Origin of the sequence: Microcystis sp. M049S2, assembly GCF_020245625.1 — a bacterium.
Taxonomy (GTDB): Bacteria; Cyanobacteriota; Cyanobacteriia; order Cyanobacteriales; family Microcystaceae; genus Microcystis; species Microcystis ichthyoblabe_A.
In genome coordinates this window covers 1-19,024 of the sequence record NZ_JADBUN010000180.1, presented here as the reverse complement: position 1 = coordinate 19,024, position 19,024 = coordinate 1, and the positions used below count along the sequence as shown (strand labels likewise).

The 19,024-nt window shown below is 41.9% G+C and carries 18 protein-coding genes and 1 pseudogene; 8 read left to right on the top strand and 11 right to left on the bottom strand.

Annotation, left to right across the window (positions count from 1 at the left end; all coding sequences use genetic code 11):
- The 3 genes and pseudogenes from IM496_RS15540 to IM496_RS15530 form a co-directional block, all read left to right on the top strand.
- Positions 1 to 168, top strand: a pseudogene (locus tag IM496_RS15540) (IS110 family transposase); the annotation flags it as partial.
- A gap of 606 nt (positions 169 to 774) precedes the next feature.
- Entirely contained in the window at positions 775 to 1,566 is a 792-nt protein-coding gene (locus tag IM496_RS15535; RefSeq protein ID WP_104396552.1) for an HpsJ family protein, read from the top strand.
- Positions 1,567 to 2,163: 597 nt separating this feature from the next.
- Positions 2,164 to 2,895 carry an undecaprenyl-phosphate galactose phosphotransferase family protein gene (locus tag IM496_RS15530; RefSeq protein WP_002804603.1) on the top strand — a complete coding sequence of 244 codons (732 nt, stop codon included), beginning with the start codon at positions 2,164 to 2,166 and terminating at the stop codon, positions 2,893 to 2,895.
- 610 nt (positions 2,896 to 3,505) lie between these two features.
- Here IM496_RS15530 and IM496_RS15525 read toward each other — a convergent pair.
- Positions 3,506 to 3,712: a hypothetical protein gene (locus tag IM496_RS15525; RefSeq protein WP_287662466.1), complete on the bottom strand. Its 207-nt coding sequence runs from the start codon at positions 3,710 to 3,712 to the stop codon at positions 3,506 to 3,508.
- A 319-nt stretch (positions 3,713 to 4,031) separates the two neighbouring features.
- On the opposite strand from IM496_RS15525, the gene IM496_RS15520 reads away from it, so the two are divergent.
- Complete coding sequence (locus IM496_RS15520; RefSeq protein WP_194015087.1) at positions 4,032 to 5,660, top strand: cation:proton antiporter; 1,629 nt, start codon at positions 4,032 to 4,034, stop codon at positions 5,658 to 5,660.
- On the opposite strand, the gene IM496_RS15515 is transcribed toward IM496_RS15520, so the two are convergent.
- The 4 genes from IM496_RS15515 to IM496_RS15500 form a co-directional block, all read right to left on the bottom strand.
- On the bottom strand, positions 5,617 to 6,333 hold the full coding sequence (locus IM496_RS15515) for a potassium channel family protein (protein WP_194015085.1): 717 nt from the start codon (positions 6,331 to 6,333) through the stop codon (positions 5,617 to 5,619). The two genes, IM496_RS15520 and IM496_RS15515, sit on opposite strands and share 44 nt — an antisense overlap.
- 68 nt (positions 6,334 to 6,401) lie before the next feature.
- The gene (locus IM496_RS15510) at positions 6,402 to 6,809 is read right to left on the bottom strand and encodes a ferredoxin (RefSeq protein ID WP_002747586.1); all 408 of its coding nucleotides are present in this window, start codon (positions 6,807 to 6,809) and stop codon (positions 6,402 to 6,404) included.
- Entirely contained in the window at positions 6,809 to 7,195 is a 387-nt protein-coding gene (locus tag IM496_RS15505) for a DUF1257 domain-containing protein (protein WP_194015083.1), read from the bottom strand. The genes IM496_RS15510 and IM496_RS15505 overlap by 1 nt, the downstream gene beginning before the upstream one ends.
- Before the next feature lie 44 nt (positions 7,196 to 7,239).
- Positions 7,240 to 7,455 carry a DUF2997 domain-containing protein gene (locus tag IM496_RS15500; protein ID WP_002752708.1) on the bottom strand — a complete coding sequence of 72 codons (216 nt, stop codon included), beginning with the start codon at positions 7,453 to 7,455 and terminating at the stop codon, positions 7,240 to 7,242.
- 310 nt (positions 7,456 to 7,765) lie between these two features.
- Between IM496_RS15500 and bioU the strand changes: the two genes are divergently transcribed.
- A complete protein-coding gene (bioU, locus tag IM496_RS15495) occupies positions 7,766 to 8,767 on the top strand; it encodes a (S)-8-amino-7-oxononanoate synthase BioU (protein ID WP_287662464.1) in 1,002 nt (333 codons plus the stop codon).
- Here the strand turns inward: bioU and IM496_RS15490 are convergent.
- The 4 genes from IM496_RS15490 to IM496_RS15475 all read right to left on the bottom strand — a co-directional run bounded on the left by IM496_RS15490 (position 8,764) and on the right by IM496_RS15475 (position 12,294).
- On the bottom strand, positions 8,764 to 9,690 hold the full coding sequence (locus IM496_RS15490; RefSeq protein ID WP_194015079.1) for an RluA family pseudouridine synthase: 927 nt from the start codon (positions 9,688 to 9,690) through the stop codon (positions 8,764 to 8,766). The genes bioU and IM496_RS15490 overlap by 4 nt on opposite strands.
- Positions 9,691 to 10,047: 357 nt before the next feature.
- Positions 10,048 to 11,016, bottom strand: coding sequence for a roadblock/LC7 domain-containing protein (locus tag IM496_RS15485; RefSeq protein WP_228009575.1), 969 nt, complete (start codon positions 11,014 to 11,016; stop codon positions 10,048 to 10,050).
- 158 nt (positions 11,017 to 11,174) lie between these two features.
- A complete protein-coding gene (locus IM496_RS15480; protein ID WP_265578330.1) occupies positions 11,175 to 11,306 on the bottom strand; it encodes a hypothetical protein in 132 nt (43 codons plus the stop codon).
- A gap of 646 nt (positions 11,307 to 11,952) precedes the next feature.
- Entirely contained in the window at positions 11,953 to 12,294 is a 342-nt protein-coding gene (locus IM496_RS15475; protein WP_104396944.1) for a phage holin family protein, read from the bottom strand.
- 211 nt (positions 12,295 to 12,505) lie between these two features.
- Between IM496_RS15475 and IM496_RS15470 the strand changes: the two genes are divergently transcribed.
- Positions 12,506 to 12,895, top strand: coding sequence for a DUF8738 domain-containing protein (locus IM496_RS15470; RefSeq protein WP_194015077.1), 390 nt, complete (start codon positions 12,506 to 12,508; stop codon positions 12,893 to 12,895).
- A gap of 343 nt (positions 12,896 to 13,238) precedes the next feature.
- The gene (locus IM496_RS15465; protein ID WP_002747572.1) at positions 13,239 to 13,595 is read left to right on the top strand and encodes an iron-sulfur cluster assembly accessory protein; all 357 of its coding nucleotides are present in this window, start codon (positions 13,239 to 13,241) and stop codon (positions 13,593 to 13,595) included.
- A gap of 201 nt (positions 13,596 to 13,796) precedes the next feature.
- Here the strand turns inward: IM496_RS15465 and IM496_RS15460 are convergent, their stop codons facing one another.
- A complete protein-coding gene (locus IM496_RS15460; protein WP_194015075.1) occupies positions 13,797 to 14,063 on the bottom strand; it encodes a hypothetical protein in 267 nt (88 codons plus the stop codon).
- A 219-nt stretch (positions 14,064 to 14,282) separates the two neighbouring features.
- Between IM496_RS15460 and IM496_RS15455 the strand changes: the two genes are divergently transcribed.
- On the top strand, positions 14,283 to 18,275 hold the full coding sequence (locus tag IM496_RS15455; protein WP_287662461.1) for an Eco57I restriction-modification methylase domain-containing protein: 3,993 nt from the start codon (positions 14,283 to 14,285) through the stop codon (positions 18,273 to 18,275).
- A gap of 78 nt (positions 18,276 to 18,353) precedes the next feature.
- Here IM496_RS15455 and IM496_RS15450 read toward each other — a convergent pair whose 3' ends face one another.
- Positions 18,354 to 18,815: a DUF29 domain-containing protein gene (locus tag IM496_RS15450; RefSeq protein ID WP_287662460.1), complete on the bottom strand. Its 462-nt coding sequence runs from the start codon at positions 18,813 to 18,815 to the stop codon at positions 18,354 to 18,356.
- Positions 18,816 to 19,024 lie beyond the last annotated feature (209 nt).

Genomic DNA, 19,024 nt, shown 5'->3' with positions numbered 1-19,024 from the left:
CGTCATAATCCGGTGATTAAAACCTTTTACGAACGCCTAGTCGGACGAGGTAAATCAAAAAAACTGGCTCTGACTGCTTGTGTGCGGAAAATCTTAGTTATTCTTAATGCAATGGTTCGCCAAAATCAGCCTTGGCAGCTTCCTGATAATTTACAACCTTGTTCCTAGAGATTCACGATCCTTGTTATCTCTAATCAAGGGTTGCGCTTGCTTTGGTTTAACCTGAACAGCTTAGCTTTTACTGCGCTTTTTTCTGGCTTGAGATTTTGAGTTTTACGGCAACTGCTTTAGTTTTTTTGAATTACCCCTTGACAATCAAGACAGTCGCTACTTTCTAGTAGGCGTTGGGTTTCATGCTTCAACCCAACCTTGTATTTTTTATTTTCTCCCTTTTTGTTATTCTCGATCTATTAATATATGTAAACAACAGACTTCGACCGTTGAGATAGCGATCGCTATTGAGCTTCGTTGATCGCCGCTTGGGTAAACATTTAGTCTCAACTCCAGTTGTCTGAGAGCTTGGGAAAATTTTATTCTTTGACAGGGATAGGTTTACCGATACCATATTGAGGTAATATTTCTAGAGTCGATTCTCGAAAGGGGTTGACAAGCAGAACGATTTAAAGTAAGGTTTAGCGGGAGGTTGAGCGAGAGTTAATTGGAAATTGCAGTTTGTCAGAGTGCCTCTCGGCAAAATCCGTCTGGGAATCCCCAGGGAGAACTTTTAAACAGACTAATGAATCTATTCATTGACATACCATTACAGAAACAGAGATGAACAGTTTTACTTCTTTGTCCCTAAAATTAACGGGATTGGTTTTCATTCTTTCCTTCCTTTTGGATGGGTTTATCCTGCCGCTGCCCTATCAATTCAGTCAATCCCAGTGGCAGGTAGGGTTCGTCACCACCTTTGTTGATCGAGGAATTGTTCCTCTCCTCGGTATCGTTCTCGTTTTAATCGCTTACTGGATTGACGCTAATAATAGAGATGTCATTACTAGGAAATCCCGCTTTGAATTGCGTTGGCCGCTCTTTGTTTTTTCCACACTGTTAGGGTTAGTTTTTCTGTTGATGATTCCCGTTCACATCAATAATATCAACCAGATTAAAAACAACGCTTTGACTCAAATTGAACAGGGTGTTGACCAGGGGGAGGGACAAATTCAAGCTTTCTTAGCCCAGATAAATACTCTATCGCAAAATCCCCAACTATTAGACCAGCAGATATCTCAGAGAACTCAAGTGATTGAAACTGGTCGTTTCCAAGGACAACCGATCAACACGGAACAGTTACAAACCCTTCGTCAACAAAGAGAGCAATTAACTAATTTACGCGATTTATCCAAAAGCCCGAAGGAATTTAAACAGAAATTAGATGAGATCAAAAATCAGCTACAAACTCAGCTGCAAGAGCGGCGAAAACAGGCAGAAAGCCAAGCCAACTTGGAGGCTTTGAAACAGTGGTTAAGAATTGGTATTCAAAGTATGTTGCTATCGATTTGCTACAGTTTGATCGGTTGGTTAGGCATTCGAGAACTAAGTAGTATGAAAAAACGCACCGCCTAAGTAGGGGATTTATCTTAAATGATGAAGTATAAAGGTTTCGTTTTCGGGAGCCAAAATTCAGAACTCAGCAGACGAGCGCAGACAACAGCATACTTAATCCTTAGGATTAAAGCTGTAACTACTTAGATATTCAGTGACCAAGAGCATCATTTGCTGATGCTCTTTTATTTTGGCTCTTCTCGACTTTGTGTGATAATTTTTGCTTATGGAATCGTGAAATGCTTATCGGGCAACACTTTTAGGACTATTTTGTCGAAGAAACTATCAGTATAGACCTCGTTTCCACACAGAAACCAGAAGAGCCTTATTTTTTATTAAACCTCTTGCATAATTAATTTTTGCTGGTTCAAAAGCGTCCCATAATACTAAATCCTGTTTAAAAGCTATAGGAGAGCGGGAAGTTTTCTCAGTGAACAGTAAGCTGACTGCTGACTCCTAACCCCACCAACAAACTTTTTGCCGCAAACCCTAATTAGAGATTTTTCAGTACAAAGGCTCTAGAATGGCCAGTGCCAGTTATTGACCCGAAGACTTGTTTTTTCAGTCTTGTGGCTTTATCATAGATACTGTGTGGTGTGTGTGATGTGAAGGAGTAAGATGACTGCTAATAGCCAACTTATCTCCGTCAAGGCTCTACAAGCTTTGATGAAGCGAGGGTTCAAACCTTCGGTCTCTGGTAGACGGCATCAAAAATCTTGGTTAATAGCTTTAGACGGCGATACCTCAAAACGATTATTCGATATCGTTTTCTCCCTATCGGTTCTAATTTTCTTTTCGCCGCTTTATTTAATCTTAGCCTTATTGATCGCGATTAGTTCCCCCGGTCCGGTCTTTTATATGCAGAAGCGCGTCGGTCAAAACTTCCAGCATTTCAACTGTATCAAGTTCCGTACTATGGTAATGGATGCGGATAAGGTATTAGAGAGACTGATGGAAGACTCCCCCCAACTGCGAGCGGAATTCGAAGATAATTTCAAGCTCAAGGACGATCCCCGCATAACTTGGATTGGCAAGTTTCTCCGCTTAACCAGTTTAGATGAGTTTCCCCAATTCTTCAACGTCCTGCGTGGAGATATGAGCGTCGTCGGTCCGCGGCCTTTAGTTCCTGAAGAATTGCAGAAATATGGCAATCGCATCGACAAAGTTTTAACTATTCGCCCCGGTTTAACTGGTTTATGGCAAGTTTCTGGACGTAATGACATTCCCTATCCCATGCGGGTGCAGATGGATGTGTATTACGTTAATTCGCGTAACTGGTTAACCGATATCTGGGTAATCTTCAGAACTATCGGTGTTGTGGTTTTTCCCAAAAATAACGGTGCTTACTAAAGCGGTGAATAGTAGTTCAAGATTACTGGCTACTGTTCCAATGTAATTAATCGCTAGACTGGAGGAGAGAAAGGCAGAACTTGCTTTTTTCTCCTCTTTTTTTGAGAAGAAATATTATGATATAGCGTTTTTCAGTCTGCTGAGGTACAAAAGTTATGGGTTTTAGGCAAAAGGCAAGAGGCAAGAGGCAAAAGGGAAGAAAATAGGTGTACCTCACTAGCTTAGGAAACGCTATAGTAATTAGGGCTTGCTAGATAATGGTAGAACCCTTTTAAAATAAGACTTTTGACCTTTTAAGAGCCGATGTTCATGCTGCGAAAATAGATTGAGACCTTCAAAAACCTTGCATTATCCTTCTTGTAGTAGGCAAACTGGTACAAAAAAGGAGAGCAACAAAGCCTTAAACTCCTGCCTTCTGCCTGACCCCATCCTAGGCCTTTTTGAACAAACCCTACTTAGCTGTTATCTTAAGGGTGAGGTACTAAATTTCTGGTTTTAGGAAACACTGGAGCTAGAAATGATGCTAAATCCCCTCATTTCGTCTCTACCACAATTTAGGCATTTTGTCAAAAAAAATTTGACTTTGCAACAAAACTACACAAAAATTAGATCAACGTTGTTGGGGAAAAAAGGGATAATTGGCGAAAGTGTTTGGTTTGGCTAAAAGGGAAAGTCTAGATTTAGCAATGGTTTCAAGGCAAGCTAGACCTTGAAAAGTCCAAAAAAGCACAGAAAAATCCACCATAGCATAATGCAAAATTATACCAGAATCGCTGGAAGTATTGCTATCTCGTAAATAAATAGAAATTATTCTCAATAAATTCTTAAGTAAAAATAAATATTACCAATTGTAAATTTAAATATTTTTAAGTATTGAAGGTATTTGCATATAAAATACTTATCATTTTGCCCCGATTGCCTCTAACTTTTCCCTCCCCACAGTAATCACCGGGTAAATAGAAAATTTCTCACTCTTTCTCCTAGAGATGAAGTACAGAGTAATCCTTACTCATCAAGTATTTTAGCTACAATAACTAACCTCATCTTTCTGAGAAAGGCTGTAACTGCCATAACCTCCCTTATATTATAAAAATAGCCAAGTTCTTAATTCTCGGTTTTACCAAGAATATCGTCTTATGAGGGGAGAATTATTAGTAGCCTGGGCAGCACAACAAAAATCCTTGGATAGCAGTTCTGCTGTGAACAGCCAAACGGTGGGAGACATTCCTGAACTGGTTCTTATCTTAATCCTGCTGCTACTGATTGCCACTGCCGTGGCTCTAGTAACCCAGCGATTACGCATTTCCTATGTGGCAGGTTTAGTCTTAGCAGGATTACCGATTACCGATCTGTTATCTCGTCGTATTGGCTTAGATCCGTTTTTAGTGCTTAACCTTTTTCTGCCGATTCTGATTTTTGAAGCGGCGATTAATACGGATATCAGCCGTCTTCGCAGCACCTTTAAACCGATCACTCTGCTGGCAGGACCCGGCTCGGTTTTTTCTGCGGCGATTATTGCAGTTTTGGTAAAATTCGGGCTGGGGCTAGATTGGATTCCCGCCTTACTGGTGGGAGTGATTCTGGCAAATACCGATACTGTCTCAATAATTGCCGTCTTTAAAGAAATTCGGGTTCCCTCTAGGCTCTCCACTATTGTGGAAGGGGAAACACTATTTAATGATGCAGCCGCACTCGTCACCTTCAATTTGCTCTTGGTGATTTACGCGACTGGAACCATCAGCACCACACAAGTCATCAAGGAAGTGTTGATCGTTGCTCTGGGTGGGGGATTAGTGGGCGCTGTCCTAGGCTATCTGTGTCTGCCCATCTATGTGCGCTTACGGGATCCGCTTAGTAGCCTGCTGCTTACGGTTGCGCTTGCCTTGGGAGCTTTTCAACTCGGGCAGTTTTTGGGTGTATCGGGAGCGGTGGCGGTAGTTATTGCTGGACTTGTCTTTGGTAACTTGGGGCTGCCTCGCAGCGCCTCTGCATCAGATCGCATTACCCTGATCAGTTTTTGGGAATACGCCGGTTTTATCGTCAATACCTTTATTTTTCTGCTTATTGGTATTGAAATCAACCCCTTGACACTATGGCAAACCTTACCATCGATTGTGCTGGTCATTTTGGCTTATCAATTGGGGCGTATTCTGTCAGTATATTCGTTACTATCGGTACTTCGCTGGATCGATCGACCAATCCCCTTACGCTGGCAACATATTCTGATTTTGGGCAACATCAAGGGTTCACTCTCCATGGCCCTAGCGGTTGCCATTCCTTTGGCTCTAACAGGGAGGGAATTGATCATCGAGCTAGTCTTTGGCTCTGTGTTATTTTCTCTGGTTATCCAAGGATTAGCCTTACCCTGGTTAATTAAAAAGCTCAATATTAGTCAGGTTTCGGCAGTAACACGGGATATTGGACAGTTACAGCTGCAGTTGATCGCCTCGAAAGCGGCACAAGATGAGTTAGCCAATTTACTGAAATCCGGTGTTTTACCGAAAGCAGTGTACGAAGAACTGTGGGCATCTTATCAGGCAAAAGTGGCGGTATCGGAACGGCGGCTGCGGGATGCTTATAATCAGTCTCGATCGGGGCAAATGGAGCCTAACTACGGTCAGTTAGATGCAATTCGACGACGATTGTTCCTCGCCGAGAAGGCAGCCCTGGGGGATGCACTTCGCAAACGCATTGTACCAGAAGATTTGGTACAATCCTACGTTAAAGGTTTGGATGAGAAACTTCTATCGTTGGACGATGATTAGTTTGAATGCCGAGGTAATCGATCATAGGTTTGACGAATTCCGGACGAGTGACCACCAGAATAGTTGAGTCGGCTTCTAGGACGGTATTGCCGTTGGGAATCTCTAAACTGGCACAAGCGTGACACTGATAGCCAATAATCAGCGAACCGGTCGGAAAGTTGGCATCTTGAGCGATTTGGGCAACGGTACGCCCAGCTACATAACAATCCTTGGGGACGGGCAGCTTTAGCACCTCCACTTGTCCCTGTTCAAAGTGCATCATCGATTCTACTTCGGGGTATTCGATCGCATTGGCCATAGTGACAACGGCTAAATCAATCGTGCTGATGATGTGACTAGCTCGAGCAAGACGATAGGCCTCGAGAAATTCGCGATCGCACATTCTCACCACAATATGGGAAATGCCATAACTTCTGGACAAGGTGACTAGGGCTAGATTCATCGCATCGTCCCTCAATGCGGCAACAACCGCCTTAGCTTGTCGAATCCCCGCCTCTAGCAGAACTTTCGTGCTGACAGCGCTCCCCTCAAAGGCCATGACACCAATTTTTTCCCGGGCAAACCGACAAGCTAAAGGGTCCACATCAACGATGGCGACGGTGTGTCCCAAGTCTAAAAGTTGTTGGGCTAAACCTAGCCCCATCATTCCCGCCCCACCAATTAAAACGTACATAGCGGCTCTTTACTTAACAAACTTGACTTCTAGGAAATAATAGGTGGATGAGGCTGCACCTATCCACCCTAAATGTCTAAATCTGCGGGGCTAAATTTCTTGTGAATCTGAGGAAAACCTAACTGTTTAATCACTTGATGTTTGCGTTCTTCCTCAAGAGATGACAACTGATTATAATTAACCCAGTGAATACAGTTAACAGGACAAGTCTCGATCGCTTCTTGAATAATTTCTTCTTCGTCACCGTCCTGATTATAGACGCGAGAGCGACCGTATTCACCTTCAATAAAAAAGGTGTTGGGGGCAACGTGGGCGCAGTGTTTACAACCAATACAAGTGACCTCATCGACGTAAACCGCTTTCTGGCGCAGTAAACCGCCCAATTCCGGTTCAAAACCAGTGCGATCGGGGGAATCTCTCAGGAATCCCCCTAACTCTGGTTCAAAACCAGAGCGTTCGGGAGAAAAATCAGCCATTAGGCACTCCAACGTTGTACCACTAGACGAATAGAACCATCAGTATTTTTTTCCTGTGCTGCCACCTGAAAACCCTGTTTAGCAGTTTCTGCCAGAATGGTGTGGTAGGCATAACCTTGATTTACTTTTCTTAAAAATCCTTCTACGGTTAGGGGTTGTTGCCAGTATTGTAAATCGGCAACTAACTCGTACTCGTTACCATTCCAGCGAAAACCGATATCGTAATTGTTATGCTGCTCAATTACCACCTCTGCGCTTAAAGTTTGACCTTGATAACCTTTGACGGGGTGGGAACCCTCTTTCCATTCCATCCCCATATCGCTCAGGGCGGCTTTTAGGTAGGATAGATCGCGGATTTTGGTTTTGATATTGCTAAAGTGTGACATGGCTTTTCAGTGGCTTAAATAAAGGGATTGGGAAAAATGAAAAATTACCAGTCGCTAAAAGTGGCTGCGTTGCTGACTTTCTCTGACTGGCTGACGGTTTGATGGTAATAATCCGAGGTTTTCTCTTGAGACATCAGCTGCCCGAGTTGTGCCTCGATCGCCGCCGTCACCTCTTGACAAGATGAACCGACTATGCCTGTCACCTTTTCCATGACGCGACCATCGGGATAGATGATAAACTCTAGGCTTTCCATGCTCATAGCTCTTCTCGGCGTGATCTGGGGTTTGCAAAGCTCCCTATCGTTTTAATTTACGATAGTTTGCTAATCGTAGCAATCTGGTTAAAATTTTAGCAAAACTTTATATTATCTCGGCCAACCCCTTTCATTTTTTGTAAGTTTCCCGTAACTTTTCTTCATCGTCAAGGGCGAACTTTAACCTAGTGGGCATAATTTAACAAAACTACACAAAAAAGACGACCTGAAGCGATAAATTGAAAATAAAGGAGATGCAACGGCGAACCACGACCGCCGAGATCATAGAATTTTGTCTATAGGAATCAGAACAAATATGAATAAACAAATAGCCAGCGATCGCCTTCGGATCGGTGTTTTAGGTTTTGGTGGTTTGGGACAGGCTGCCGCTAGAATTCTCGCCCCCAAACAGGAAATGCTTTGGACTGCCGCCGCCGATAAAGCCGGTTTTGCATACCACAAAGACGGTCTAGATGTCAATACCTGTAACAAAATTTATCATGACCGGGGTTCGATCGGTTATCTGGAAAATTACGGCAGTCTCAGCCAGAACAGTATCGAGGAATTAATCAAAACTGCCGATGTAGAAGGCTATTTTCTGGCCTTACCGAATTTACCTAACAATTTCATGGCCGATATCGCTAAAACTTTCATTCGCTTAGGTTGGCGCGGGGTTTTAGTCGATGCTCTCAAACGTACCAGCGCCATGGCACAAATCTTAGCACTACAAACAGACCTAGAAGCCGCCGGCATCACCTACATGACCGGCTGCGGTGCTACCCCCGGACTGTTAACTGCGGCCGCTGCCCTAGCTTCCCAGAGTTATGCAGAGATTCACAGCGTTAAAATCACCTTTGGCGTGGGAATCGCCAACTGGGAGGCTTATCGTGCCACTATTCGCGAAGATATCGCCCATTTACCCGGTTACGACCCAGAAACAGCCCACCAGATGAGTGACGCGGAAGTGGAAATGCTGTTAAATAAAACCAATGGCATTCTCAGCCTCGAAAATATGGAACACGCGGACGATATTATGCTGGAATTGGCTGGAATCTGTGGACGCGATCGGGTTTCCGTCGGGGGTGTGGTGGATACGCGCAACCCGAAAAAGCCCTTGAGTACCAATGTTAAAGTCACGGGGCGGACTTTTGAAGGCAAAATTTCCACCCATACCTTCACTTTAGGTGATGAAACCAGTATGGCGGCTAATGTCTGCGGGCCAGCTTTTGGTTATCTGAAAGCGGGGGTTTCCCTGCATCGTCGCGGTATCTACGGATTATGGACAGCAGCGGAGATTATGCCGCAATTTGTGCGCTAGGGGTTTCTCTGGCGTAAAATAGCTAAAACTTTCGGGAAAATAGCGGGTAAGGGAGCGATCGCTTCTAGGCTCTCCCCCGTGACCGGATGTATTAAAATTAAACGATGGGCGTGGAGTAATTGCCCGGGTAGATTAATCCCGATGGAACGACCGGAACTATAGAGGGGATCCCCAAGAATCGGATGACCGATATGGCTGCTATGAACGCGGATTTGATGAGTTCTGCCAGTTTCTAGGCGAAATTCCATTAAGGTGTAGTTGCCTAGTCTTTCCTTGATTTGCCAGTGAGTGACGGCATTTCTACCGCCTTTTTCCACGGCAATAATAGCCATCTTTTGGCGATCGCTGCGGTGACGACCGATCGGCAGATCAATTGTACCTGTTTCGCTTTTAGGGACACCGTGGACAAGGGCCATGTATTCCCGGCGTGCAGTTTTGGTTTTTAATTGTGCCTGTAGGTGTTGATGGGCCTGGTCGGTTTTGGCAATAACGATCGCGCCCGTGGTATCCTTATCTAAGCGGTGAACTATACCAGGGCGTTGAATTCCACCAATTCCGGCTAAATTTGGGCAGTGATGTAGTAAAGCGTTGACCAAGGTTCCCGATTCGTGACCGGGGGCCGGATGAACCACTAAATCGGCAGGTTTATTGATAATAATCAGATATTCGTCTTCGTAAAGAATATCAAGCTCGATCGCCTCGGCGCTTAATTGCAGGGGTTGACTGTCGGGAATGGTAATCTTTAAGCGATCGCCTTGACCAACTTTCGTATTTTTATTGGTGCAAATTTGACCATTTAACTGTATATATCCCTGTTCTATCAGTTTTTGCAGCCTAGATCTCGATAAATCGGGCAATTGTGACCCCATCCAAGCATCTAAACGTTCTTTTTTTCCCGCAACTTCTAAGTTTAATTGGTTCATCGGTTTTTAGTGATCAGGGTGTAGGGTGTGGGAATTATGAATTATGATACTAAATCCGTTGAGCATAGGCTACATATCAGGAGAGGCAAGAGGCAGAAGGCAAGAGGCAAAAGGGGGAATAAATAATCAGTTTTTAATAACCAAATTTAGTATGAATTATGAATTATGAATTATGAATTAGGGGGAAGGGAGAGGGGAGAATAAATAAAAATAATCTCCTGATCACTGATTACTGATTACTGATTACTGATTACTGATCACTGTAAGGTTCTACCCGGGTAACGAATATCTGTACTGTTATCATCTTCGGTTTCGAGGACGATCTCGAATTCTTTTACAACGGAATCAAGTGGGGGATTAACTGTGGGATTTAACAGAGAGGTTAGAGATAGCGAGAATTTTTGCTAATTTTGAGCGAGTTTTTTGGATTTCTCCCTCTAACAATCCCGTGATCGTTTTGCCAGTTTTCACTAAAAGAAAAGCTTGGTCACTGCAAGGGGTTAAAATCAGATGACCCTGGGGACTGCGAATAGCAATTTGTTCCACATCAAACCAGCTTAATTCCTCCTTTGTGTTATTGGCAAGATAAATCATTGTTCCTGCTAAGATTAAGGCACTATTCTGTGGCATACCGATCGAATCAGTCAAAGCTTGACCCTGGGGAGAAACAAGCATGATTCCCTCAATAGCGATCGGTTTTTCGGCTAATTCTTCCAAAATTTTAGCAATTTCTGCCTGGTAATTTGGTTCCCTAGGAAAGGTATTTTGAGAGTCATCATAGTTATTATCAGTGGGATGTGGTCGTTCTGTAGTTTCTTCCAAAGAGATAAACCATTGCAGCGGTTTTTCTTCCCGCAGTTGTCGGTGGCTAAACAGACGAATATCTTTAGAAAGTTTAATTCCTAATTCAAAGGCATTTGCCTGATAATTGTCATCTAAAATTACGGGATCAAGGGAGATTTTAGCCTCATCTCTGGAAATACGTTTTAGGGGACCTGCCTCTAGACAGGCAAGAATTTTAACCAGTTTTTTCGAGTCGAGTAGTTCCTGTAAATAATAACAATGAAAGTAGGGGATGTCCCCACGACTAAATTCATCGTCACCATCGTTAATTAACCAACCAAAGAGGGTGTTATAGGAGTCAATTTGATAGATATAGACTCCTTTAAAGTTCCTGTGTGGAGGATTATAGGTGTCCCATAACTGAGAGACTATATGTTGATAAAAAACCTGTTGAATCCCTAGGGGGACATTTGCACTAGCGATATATTTAAATCCCAGTTGTGAGAAACTGCTATAAATCAGTTGTTCAACGATCCAAGACATGATCTGTAAAGTTTAATTACTCCAGCTTGCTTTTGTGAATGATTTTAACACAATTATATCTTTTTTCCAGTTTTTATCCTGGTGAATCTCACCGGCGAATTGTCGCTGTAAACTAAAACCAAAGTTACTTATTTTTAAAGTGGCGAGGGTATATCGACCTATTTTAGCAACATAATTGGGAATTTTTCAATATCCTCTTCGCTTTCTTCCTCTTGAGAACTCAAGACAATATTAGCCCGATTTCCCGAAGTTGTTTGATTTTTGAAAGTTCGATAAGATGCTGTTAACAAAACTGTTTTTCCTGCTCCTCTTTGACCGATAATGAGAACTGTATAAATTTTGTTTTATTTGCTAAGATTTTTTTGTTATTTGTCATTTTTTTAACCATCTAAATTGAATGACAACAAAAAACTTTTGCCGCGACCATTGTGACTCTAAAGCAAACACACACAAGAAAAGTTGGCTTGGGATTAGTTAATTTACTTAGCTCAACAATTCCATTCTGCACTTTTGTAGTTATGCTGTCTGGAAGGATAGTTAAGAAAGCTTATTAGTTATCTAATTAACATCATTACATTTATTTTGTTTGATCGGATCATTCCAGTTAAGCAAATCTTCATAAAAAGTCACTATTCTAATAGTAGTTGAACTTGCCCACAAAAGCCACGCTAAACCCGTAGATATTTCCTCGCTCTAGTTCCAAGCGATATCATCCATAAAATAATAAATATCCCATCAAGCCCCATGATCAATAATCGATATAACTTGTTTAACACAAACGATGATTTTTGTCAATTTAATTTCCCGATTCCCAGATAAAAACTATCGCCATTTTCCCAAAAATAGAGAGACGTTGATTGCAACAACGTCTCTAGAGCAGAAACTAATCAATCAGAGTAAACCAAGGTGTTTTAAACAACCGAATTATTGCCCACTTTAGTCAACAAAAAAACCATTTAAAACTCCTGAAATGATCGAAACAACGATCGAACCGAATAAAGCGGCAAAAAATGATTTTACCTCAAAACCACTGATAAAATAGGAGGCTAAAGAAAAGGAAATGGCATTGACCACAAAAATAAATAACCCTAGGGTTAAAATAGTTAAAGGCAGGGTAAAAAGAATCAACAGGGGTCTAATAATAGCATTAATTAAACCCAAAGCGACAGCAGCTATCAAAGCCACGGTAAAATTTTTAATTTCTATACCGGGTACTATTTGCGCTGTAATCAATAAAGAGACGGCGGTAATCAACCAACGGAGGAAAAAAGATAACATAAGCCCATCCATCTAAGATAGTTCATCCTCATCTATTTTAATCGCCATCGCCACTTAAAGAGGCGGAAGTCTTCAGGAGATGACAACGAAAACTGAGAGTGACTGCTGCTTCTGCTCGAAAACCAGAGCGGGAACATAGTATCGGTTACACTGGTGATAAACCGGAGGATTCGCTCGGACTATCACTCCCAGAAAAGAGGCAGCACTAAAGATGATATCTAGAAAAAATTTTAGCCAAAGCCAGCAAGTACCAATCGGTAAAACGAGAATTATTCAGGGAGCAACTGGCACTTTAATGCTAGTGAGTCTGCTTTCTCTCCTCTTAGCGCCACCCAGTTTAGCATCTCCTGAGCCACCTAATTCGGTTATCACCGCTACCCGTCAAGATTTGAGTCGGAAAACCAAGATATCGGTTAATCGCTTACAAATCCAAGCATCACAACCAAAAACCTGGCCCGACGGTTGTTTAGGATTAGCTAAACCGGGGGAATTTTGTACTCAAGCACTGGTGCAAGGATGGCGAATTATTCTGACTGATAAGCAAAAAACTTGGGTTTATCGCACCGATAGCAGCGGTGCTAATCTCCGCTTAGAAAAGTGAATTTCTTTTGCTCTTTTCTGGCTGCTTTTTCGGTATCCCCAAGGCAGTGTTTTCCTGATTTGATTATCATCCTCCCGGAAGGTGAATTGTCTCAAGCACCAGGTTGGGTGATGAAAATCGGCTGAGAATGGCTCTATGATTTGTTTCAAGAACTTATCCGTATGTAGAAACCCTATTTAATTAATAATCCCAGTTTTTTGCTTCTTTTTGCCCTAAAACTCCCGCGATACTGGGAAAAGTAAGAAGTAATTCGGTCATCAGCCCTCAACTATCGTTAAGATGGATAGGAGAAGGTAAAGTTTTATATGTCCCCTTCAACTGCGTTTAGGAGTTCCTGCTAAAGATGACACAAGCTACTCAGATTCAAGGAAAAGGAATTTTACTCAGTGAGGCTGCCCTCAAACACCTTACCATGCTCAAAGAGCAACAGGGCAAGGATTTATGTCTGCGCGTGGGTGTGCGTCAGGGTGGTTGTTCGGGAATGTCCTATATGATGGATTTTGAGCATCCTAGCAATATTGGCCCCCAAGATGAGGTTTTCGATTACGATGGCTTCAAAATTGTCTCTGATAAAAAAAGTCTGCTCTATCTCTATGGTCTCATGTTAGATTACAGCAACGCGATGATCGGCGGTGGTTTCCAATTCACTAATCCCAACGCCAGTCAAACCTGCGGTTGTGGTAAGTCTTTTGGCGTTTAATTATTTCTCTGGGGTGATACCTTTCACCCCCGCCTCCCAGAGGCAATTTTTTTTTGGCCAAAACTCTTGACAAAATCGGAGACTTGACATATACTTTTTGTATAATGGGAATCCGTGCCTGCCTGCGAACCCTTCATTTTTAGGCTAGATACCCTGCTCTGAATCAGAGACGATAATAATCTGAGGAAAACTTTTTAGACATCAAGAGGGGTTTTTGCTGAGATTCCGCAAGGTACGATTGACAAAGCTGAGGTAGTCGTCAATTTCTTCGTAGGCATCGAGTTCTTGCTTTTGTGCGGGGGTAATTGCTGATCCTTTCTCTAGTTGGAGTAATTCTTCAATCCGAGTCTGAACGGCAGTGGAGGCTCGAAATATAGCAACTCCATCTTCTAATTCTAGGCAGACGGCTCCCTCTCTGGCTAGGGCAGAGGGCAAGTGATTGAGTTTAGGGATTGCTTGGGGGTTCATTTCAGTTACCAGTTATCAGTCATCGGTGACTACCAAGGATTTTAATTTTTATCCCCATTATTATACCTACGGCTGTGGTAAGTCTTGGCGATTTTTTTTGGCCAAAACTCTTGACAAAATCGGAGACTTGACATATACTTTTTGTATAATGGGAATCCGTGCCTGCCTGCGAACCCTTCATTTTTAGGCTAGATACCCTCAATGCTAGGATAATCGGCCATGTCAGGACAAGCAAGCAATAAACCACTTTTTTCTCAACACTATCTTGAGCATCGGCTGCCGGATTCTGGGGAATGGCAAGAGGATGTATCGGTGGCATTTTCCCGCTTAGAGAGTCTTTATCAACAAAAAAAGGCGATTTTGCCGACTCTTAACGAAGCGCAAACGGAAGCAGAATTAATACAACCGATTCTAGAAATTCTCGGTTTTAGTTATATACCGCAAGTAAGCAGTAGGGGAAAAGGAAGGTCAGAAAGGCCAGATTATGCCCTATTTGCCACAGAAAATGACCGTTATCAAGCCTATGCTCTCCAGAATAATGAAAGAGCCTTTTATAGTCAAGTTTTGGCGATCGCTGAGGCCAAATACTGGCAACGTTCTCTTAGTGACGTTTCTAAGAATGATCAGCGAGATATCTGGAAAAATAGTAATCCTTCCTTTCAGATCACCAATTATCTCACGGGGACGGGAGTAGATTGGGGTATTCTCACCAATGGTCGAGAATGGCGCTTATATTACCGTCAAGCGTCCTCCACAGCCACGGAATTTTATCTAGTGGACTTGATGGAACTATTAGAAGGGGGAGACCGGCAAAAATTTCCGTATTTCTGGTTATTTTTCCGTCAAGAGGCTTTTATTAAGGATATTCACGGTCAGAATTTCCTTGAACGGGTCCGGGAGGGGAGTACCACCTATGCCACCAGAGTGGGTAACGAGTTAAAAGAGTTAGTCTTCGATCGCATTTTTCCCGATATTTCTCAAGGTTTTGTATCATTAAATACAGACATACAGCCAGATTTATTGTATGAAGCGAGTTTATCCCTGCTGTATAAATTATTATTTCTTCTCTACGCAGAAGCGCGGGACTTGCTGCCGGTGAGGGGAGACTATCGCGATTACAGCTTATTGCAAAAGACGCGAGAAATTGCCGTTAAAATCGATCGTCAGCAGGTCTTTAGTGGCACCTCGACAGGAATATACGATGCTCTCCTCAGTTTATTTCGCATTGTCGATCGAGGGGATGCTAATTTAGCCGTACCTCGTTACAACGGGGGTTTATTTGACATGGAAGAAGGCCGGGTGAATTGTTTTCTCGGTCAATACAAGTTATCCGATGCGGTTTTAGCGCCCATCCTAGACAAGTTAGCACGTTTTGAGGGACAGCCGATCGACTATAGTTTTTTAGGTGTGCGACAGTTAGGATCAATTTACGAGGGATTACTGGAATATCGCATCGTGATTGAGGGGGAATCGGTGCATCTGGAAAATGATCGGGGAGAAAGAAAAGCCACCGGTTCCTATTACACTCCCGATTATATTGTTAAATATATTGTCAGTCATACCCTCAAACCAATTTTAGAGCAAAGAGCGCGACAGTTCGGGGATGTGATGACAGAAATCGCCACCCGAAGACAAGAAAGCAGCGATAGACGTTTAGGAAATCTCAGTCAGCAGGGATTAGAAAAAGAGCTACAACGCTTAGAAAAAAAAGCGATCACCACCTTACTTGATCTTAAACTCTGTGACCCCGCCATGGGAAGCGGACATTTTTTAGTAGAAGCAGTGGACTATCTCACCGATGAGTTAATCCAGATTCTCAATCTTTATCCCGAAGATAATCCCGTTTTAACCATGTTGGAAACCACCCGACAAAACATTATCGACAATCTCCGACAACAGGGAATTATTCTCGATTCTCCCACCCTTGAACCCACGCAATTATTACAGAGAGTGGTGATGAAGCGCTGTATTTATGGGGTGGATATCAATCCGATGGCCGTAGAATTGGCCAAAGTTAGTCTCTGGTTACATTCTTTCACAGTGGGCGCACCTTTGAGTTTTTTGGATCATCATTTACGTTGTGGTAATTCTCTGATCGGAACTACCGCCAAGGACGCAGAAGCCGCTATGATCGAGGAGGAAAGTGGTCAATTAACTCTTTTAACTGGCCCTTTTGTTGGGTTACTTCGGGCAGCAGAAATTATGCGGGGAATTAGTACCCTCAGCGATGCGACTTTTGCTGAAGTGGAAACAAGTGAACAGTTATTCCGTGATTTTGATAGTCAAGCTAAACCCTACAAGCGTTTATTAGATGTTTTCCTTTCTCGCTTTTTTGGGGTTAAAACTGCTATCGAGTTTCTGCAGCGCTACGGTGGTAATATATCGGCAATTAATTGGGATAAGTTACCCCGATCAGATCAAGGAATTTTAGACCAAGCAGCTAGTTTATATAAAAGTAAGCGTTTTTTTCATTGGGATCTGGAATTTCCTGAAGTTTTTATCGATCTTGATTCCGCTTCTTGGAAGGATAACCCCGGTTTTGATGCAGTAATTGGTAATCCTCCTTATGTTCGACAAGAAGGATTAAAAGATATTAAACCCTTTCTAAAAGAAAATTATCAATCTTTTCATGGAGTTGCCGATTTATACGTTTATTTTGTCGAAATGGGGTTACTATCCTTACAGCAAGGAGGTCACTTGGGTTTGATTATATCAAATAAATTTATGCGTGCTAATTATGGAACGAAATTAAGACAATTTCTAACCAAGCAAACAACTATAAAAGAAATTATCGATTTTGGAGAATTGCCTGTTTTTTCGGAAGCGGCAACTTTTCCATCTATTCTACTGATTGAAAATAATATTGTAGGTCAACAAAATGTTTTAGTATCAAAGATTAAGTCTCTCAAATTCAATAGTTTAATTGATGTGATTAATGATCTGTCATATTATGTATGTGAAAATAGCTTGTCTGTGGAAGGTTGGTCATTAGCTAAAAATCAGATTGCTACAATTGTCGAAAAATTACAAAAAAAGGCTGTTTTTCTGAGTGAATATGTAAACAATCAGATTTATCTGGGAATTAAAACAGGATGTAACGAAGCATTTGTGATTGACAAAAATATCAAAGAATATTTAGTAAGAACTGACCCAAACAATCAACAATTTATCAAGTCTTTAATAGTAGGAGATGATTTGAGGAAATATGAAATCAAGAATCGGGACTTATATTTATTATTGATTCCCTGGGGATGGACAAAACAAAAAATAGATACAGATCAGGAAAAATTGGCTTGGAATTATCTTTCTTCAATATACCCTTCTCTTACTAAACATCTTGATGGTTTTGCAGAAAAAGCTAGAAAACGATGTGATCAAGGACAGTTTTGGTGGGAATTAAGATCTTGCACTTATTATGATATTTTTGAAAAACCTAAAATTATTTATCCAGATATTGCTAAAGAATCGCGCTTTACTTTAGATAATAATGGCTTTTACTCAATCAATACTACCTATTTAATTCCTAGCCAAAGTTATTATTTACTAGCTCTTTTAAATTCCAGCTTAATTTTCTTTTATATGTCTCAAAACAGTGCTGTATTGGGGGATACAGAGAAGCAAGGTAGATTAAGATTTTTTGGTCAATACATGGAGAACATCCCCATCCGAAAAATATCTTTTAACACTAATAGCGATCGCCGTCAACATTGCTTAGAGAAACTTATCAAAAGTTATCAAGAAAAGCAAGAAATATTAAAAGAAATCGAGGAGCATATTAGGAGAGAGGAAACCGATATAGTCCATGATATTCTCGCCTACTTAGCAGAACAGATGATCGAGATAAATCGGGAAAAACAAAAAGAAATCAAAAGCTTTTTGAGATATTTAGAGAGAATAATCGGCAGTGCGATCGATAATTTAACCAACAAATCAAAAATCCAAAACTATCTCGGTGACTACCAAAAAAGCGAACCTCATCTTAGCTGCGATCAACTGTGGGAGATACTGAAAAAGAACAAAAAGAAAATTAGCGTTAACTTGTTAGATCGTCAAATACAGGAAACCTTAGAAAAAGAATATCAAACCAGTCTCGATAAACTTTTACCACTAAAACAACAATTAAGCACCACCGATGAATTGATCGATCTAATTGTTTATAAACTCTATGGATTAAGCGAGGAAGAAATTAAAATTATTGAGGGGAGAGAGTAAAAAAAAGAATCAGCTGCCCGCGTATTTAAATTACTTGTTGAGATACAGATACCCGTCGAGGCGGTATAACCGTTAAATTTACGACCAATCCTGACTGGTATCGCAGAGGAAATGGTCGGTCAGGATGTCCTCGAAGGTGAAAAGACAGTGAGAAGGAAAAGTCCGTATCGGTAAATCCGTTTCCCGCAAAGCCAAATCGACTCCGGCCTCGAAAGCATCAGATAAAGCCGTCGGTATCTGGGATTTTAAACTAGGATTGCCCTGTAGATGCCGTCTGATCCCTCGTCTCTGTTCTCTAATTGTCAAAAACCAGCTGCGAGAACGTTTATCCGGCTGATATTCCCATTTGAGAAGATGTCCTACCAAAACGGTTAGACGGCTCACCAGTTCTCGATATTCTTGTTTACCCAAGGAAATGATTTCCTCCCGTAAGTTTTGCCAGTCCAGAGCTTCTACCTGTCGGGTGGCTAGAGCTTTCGCTTGTAGCTCTGTCCACCCATAGAAGTCCGATTCATACAGGGAATTGGCTTGATCTTTCATATTGGAACTTTACCTAGGGTCTGCTGAAAAAGGTTTTCCTGGGGGCAGGGTGTGGGGTGTGGGGTGTAGGGTGTGGGGTTTTAGCGATTTTCATCTGGTCAATTACCTAATTTTCAGGGAAAAAGTTCAGGGATTTTACCCCCGATCACTCCAATGGTTGGCACTTTTTGAGGGAAAAAAAGTCTAAAAGGTTTACCCAACAAGGTTTT

Coding starts and splice junctions, on each gene's coding strand:
- IM496_RS15535 (WP_104396552.1), top strand. CDS start 775: ATGAACAGTTTTACTTCTTTGTCCCTAAAATTAACGGGATTGGTTTTC.
- IM496_RS15530 (WP_002804603.1), top strand. CDS start 2,164: ATGACTGCTAATAGCCAACTTATCTCCGTCAAGGCTCTACAAGCTTTG.
- IM496_RS15520 (WP_194015087.1), top strand. CDS start 4,032: ATGAGGGGAGAATTATTAGTAGCCTGGGCAGCACAACAAAAATCCTTG.
- IM496_RS15515 (WP_194015085.1), bottom strand. CDS start 6,333: ATGTACGTTTTAATTGGTGGGGCGGGAATGATGGGGCTAGGTTTAGCC.
- IM496_RS15510 (WP_002747586.1), bottom strand. CDS start 6,809: ATGGCTGATTTTTCTCCCGAACGCTCTGGTTTTGAACCAGAGTTAGGG.
- IM496_RS15505 (WP_194015083.1), bottom strand. CDS start 7,195: ATGTCACACTTTAGCAATATCAAAACCAAAATCCGCGATCTATCCTAC.
- IM496_RS15500 (WP_002752708.1), bottom strand. CDS start 7,455: ATGAGCATGGAAAGCCTAGAGTTTATCATCTATCCCGATGGTCGCGTC.
- bioU (WP_287662464.1), top strand. CDS start 7,766: ATGAATAAACAAATAGCCAGCGATCGCCTTCGGATCGGTGTTTTAGGT.
- IM496_RS15490 (WP_194015079.1), bottom strand. CDS start 9,690: ATGAACCAATTAAACTTAGAAGTTGCGGGAAAAAAAGAACGTTTAGAT.
- IM496_RS15485 (WP_228009575.1), bottom strand. CDS start 11,016: ATGTCTTGGATCGTTGAACAACTGATTTATAGCAGTTTCTCACAACTG.
- IM496_RS15475 (WP_104396944.1), bottom strand. CDS start 12,294: ATGTTATCTTTTTTCCTCCGTTGGTTGATTACCGCCGTCTCTTTATTG.
- IM496_RS15470 (WP_194015077.1), top strand. CDS start 12,506: ATGATATCTAGAAAAAATTTTAGCCAAAGCCAGCAAGTACCAATCGGT.
- IM496_RS15465 (WP_002747572.1), top strand. CDS start 13,239: ATGACACAAGCTACTCAGATTCAAGGAAAAGGAATTTTACTCAGTGAG.
- IM496_RS15460 (WP_194015075.1), bottom strand. CDS start 14,063: ATGAACCCCCAAGCAATCCCTAAACTCAATCACTTGCCCTCTGCCCTA.
- IM496_RS15455 (WP_287662461.1), top strand. CDS start 14,283: ATGTCAGGACAAGCAAGCAATAAACCACTTTTTTCTCAACACTATCTT.
- IM496_RS15450 (WP_287662460.1), bottom strand. CDS start 18,815: ATGAAAGATCAAGCCAATTCCCTGTATGAATCGGACTTCTATGGGTGG.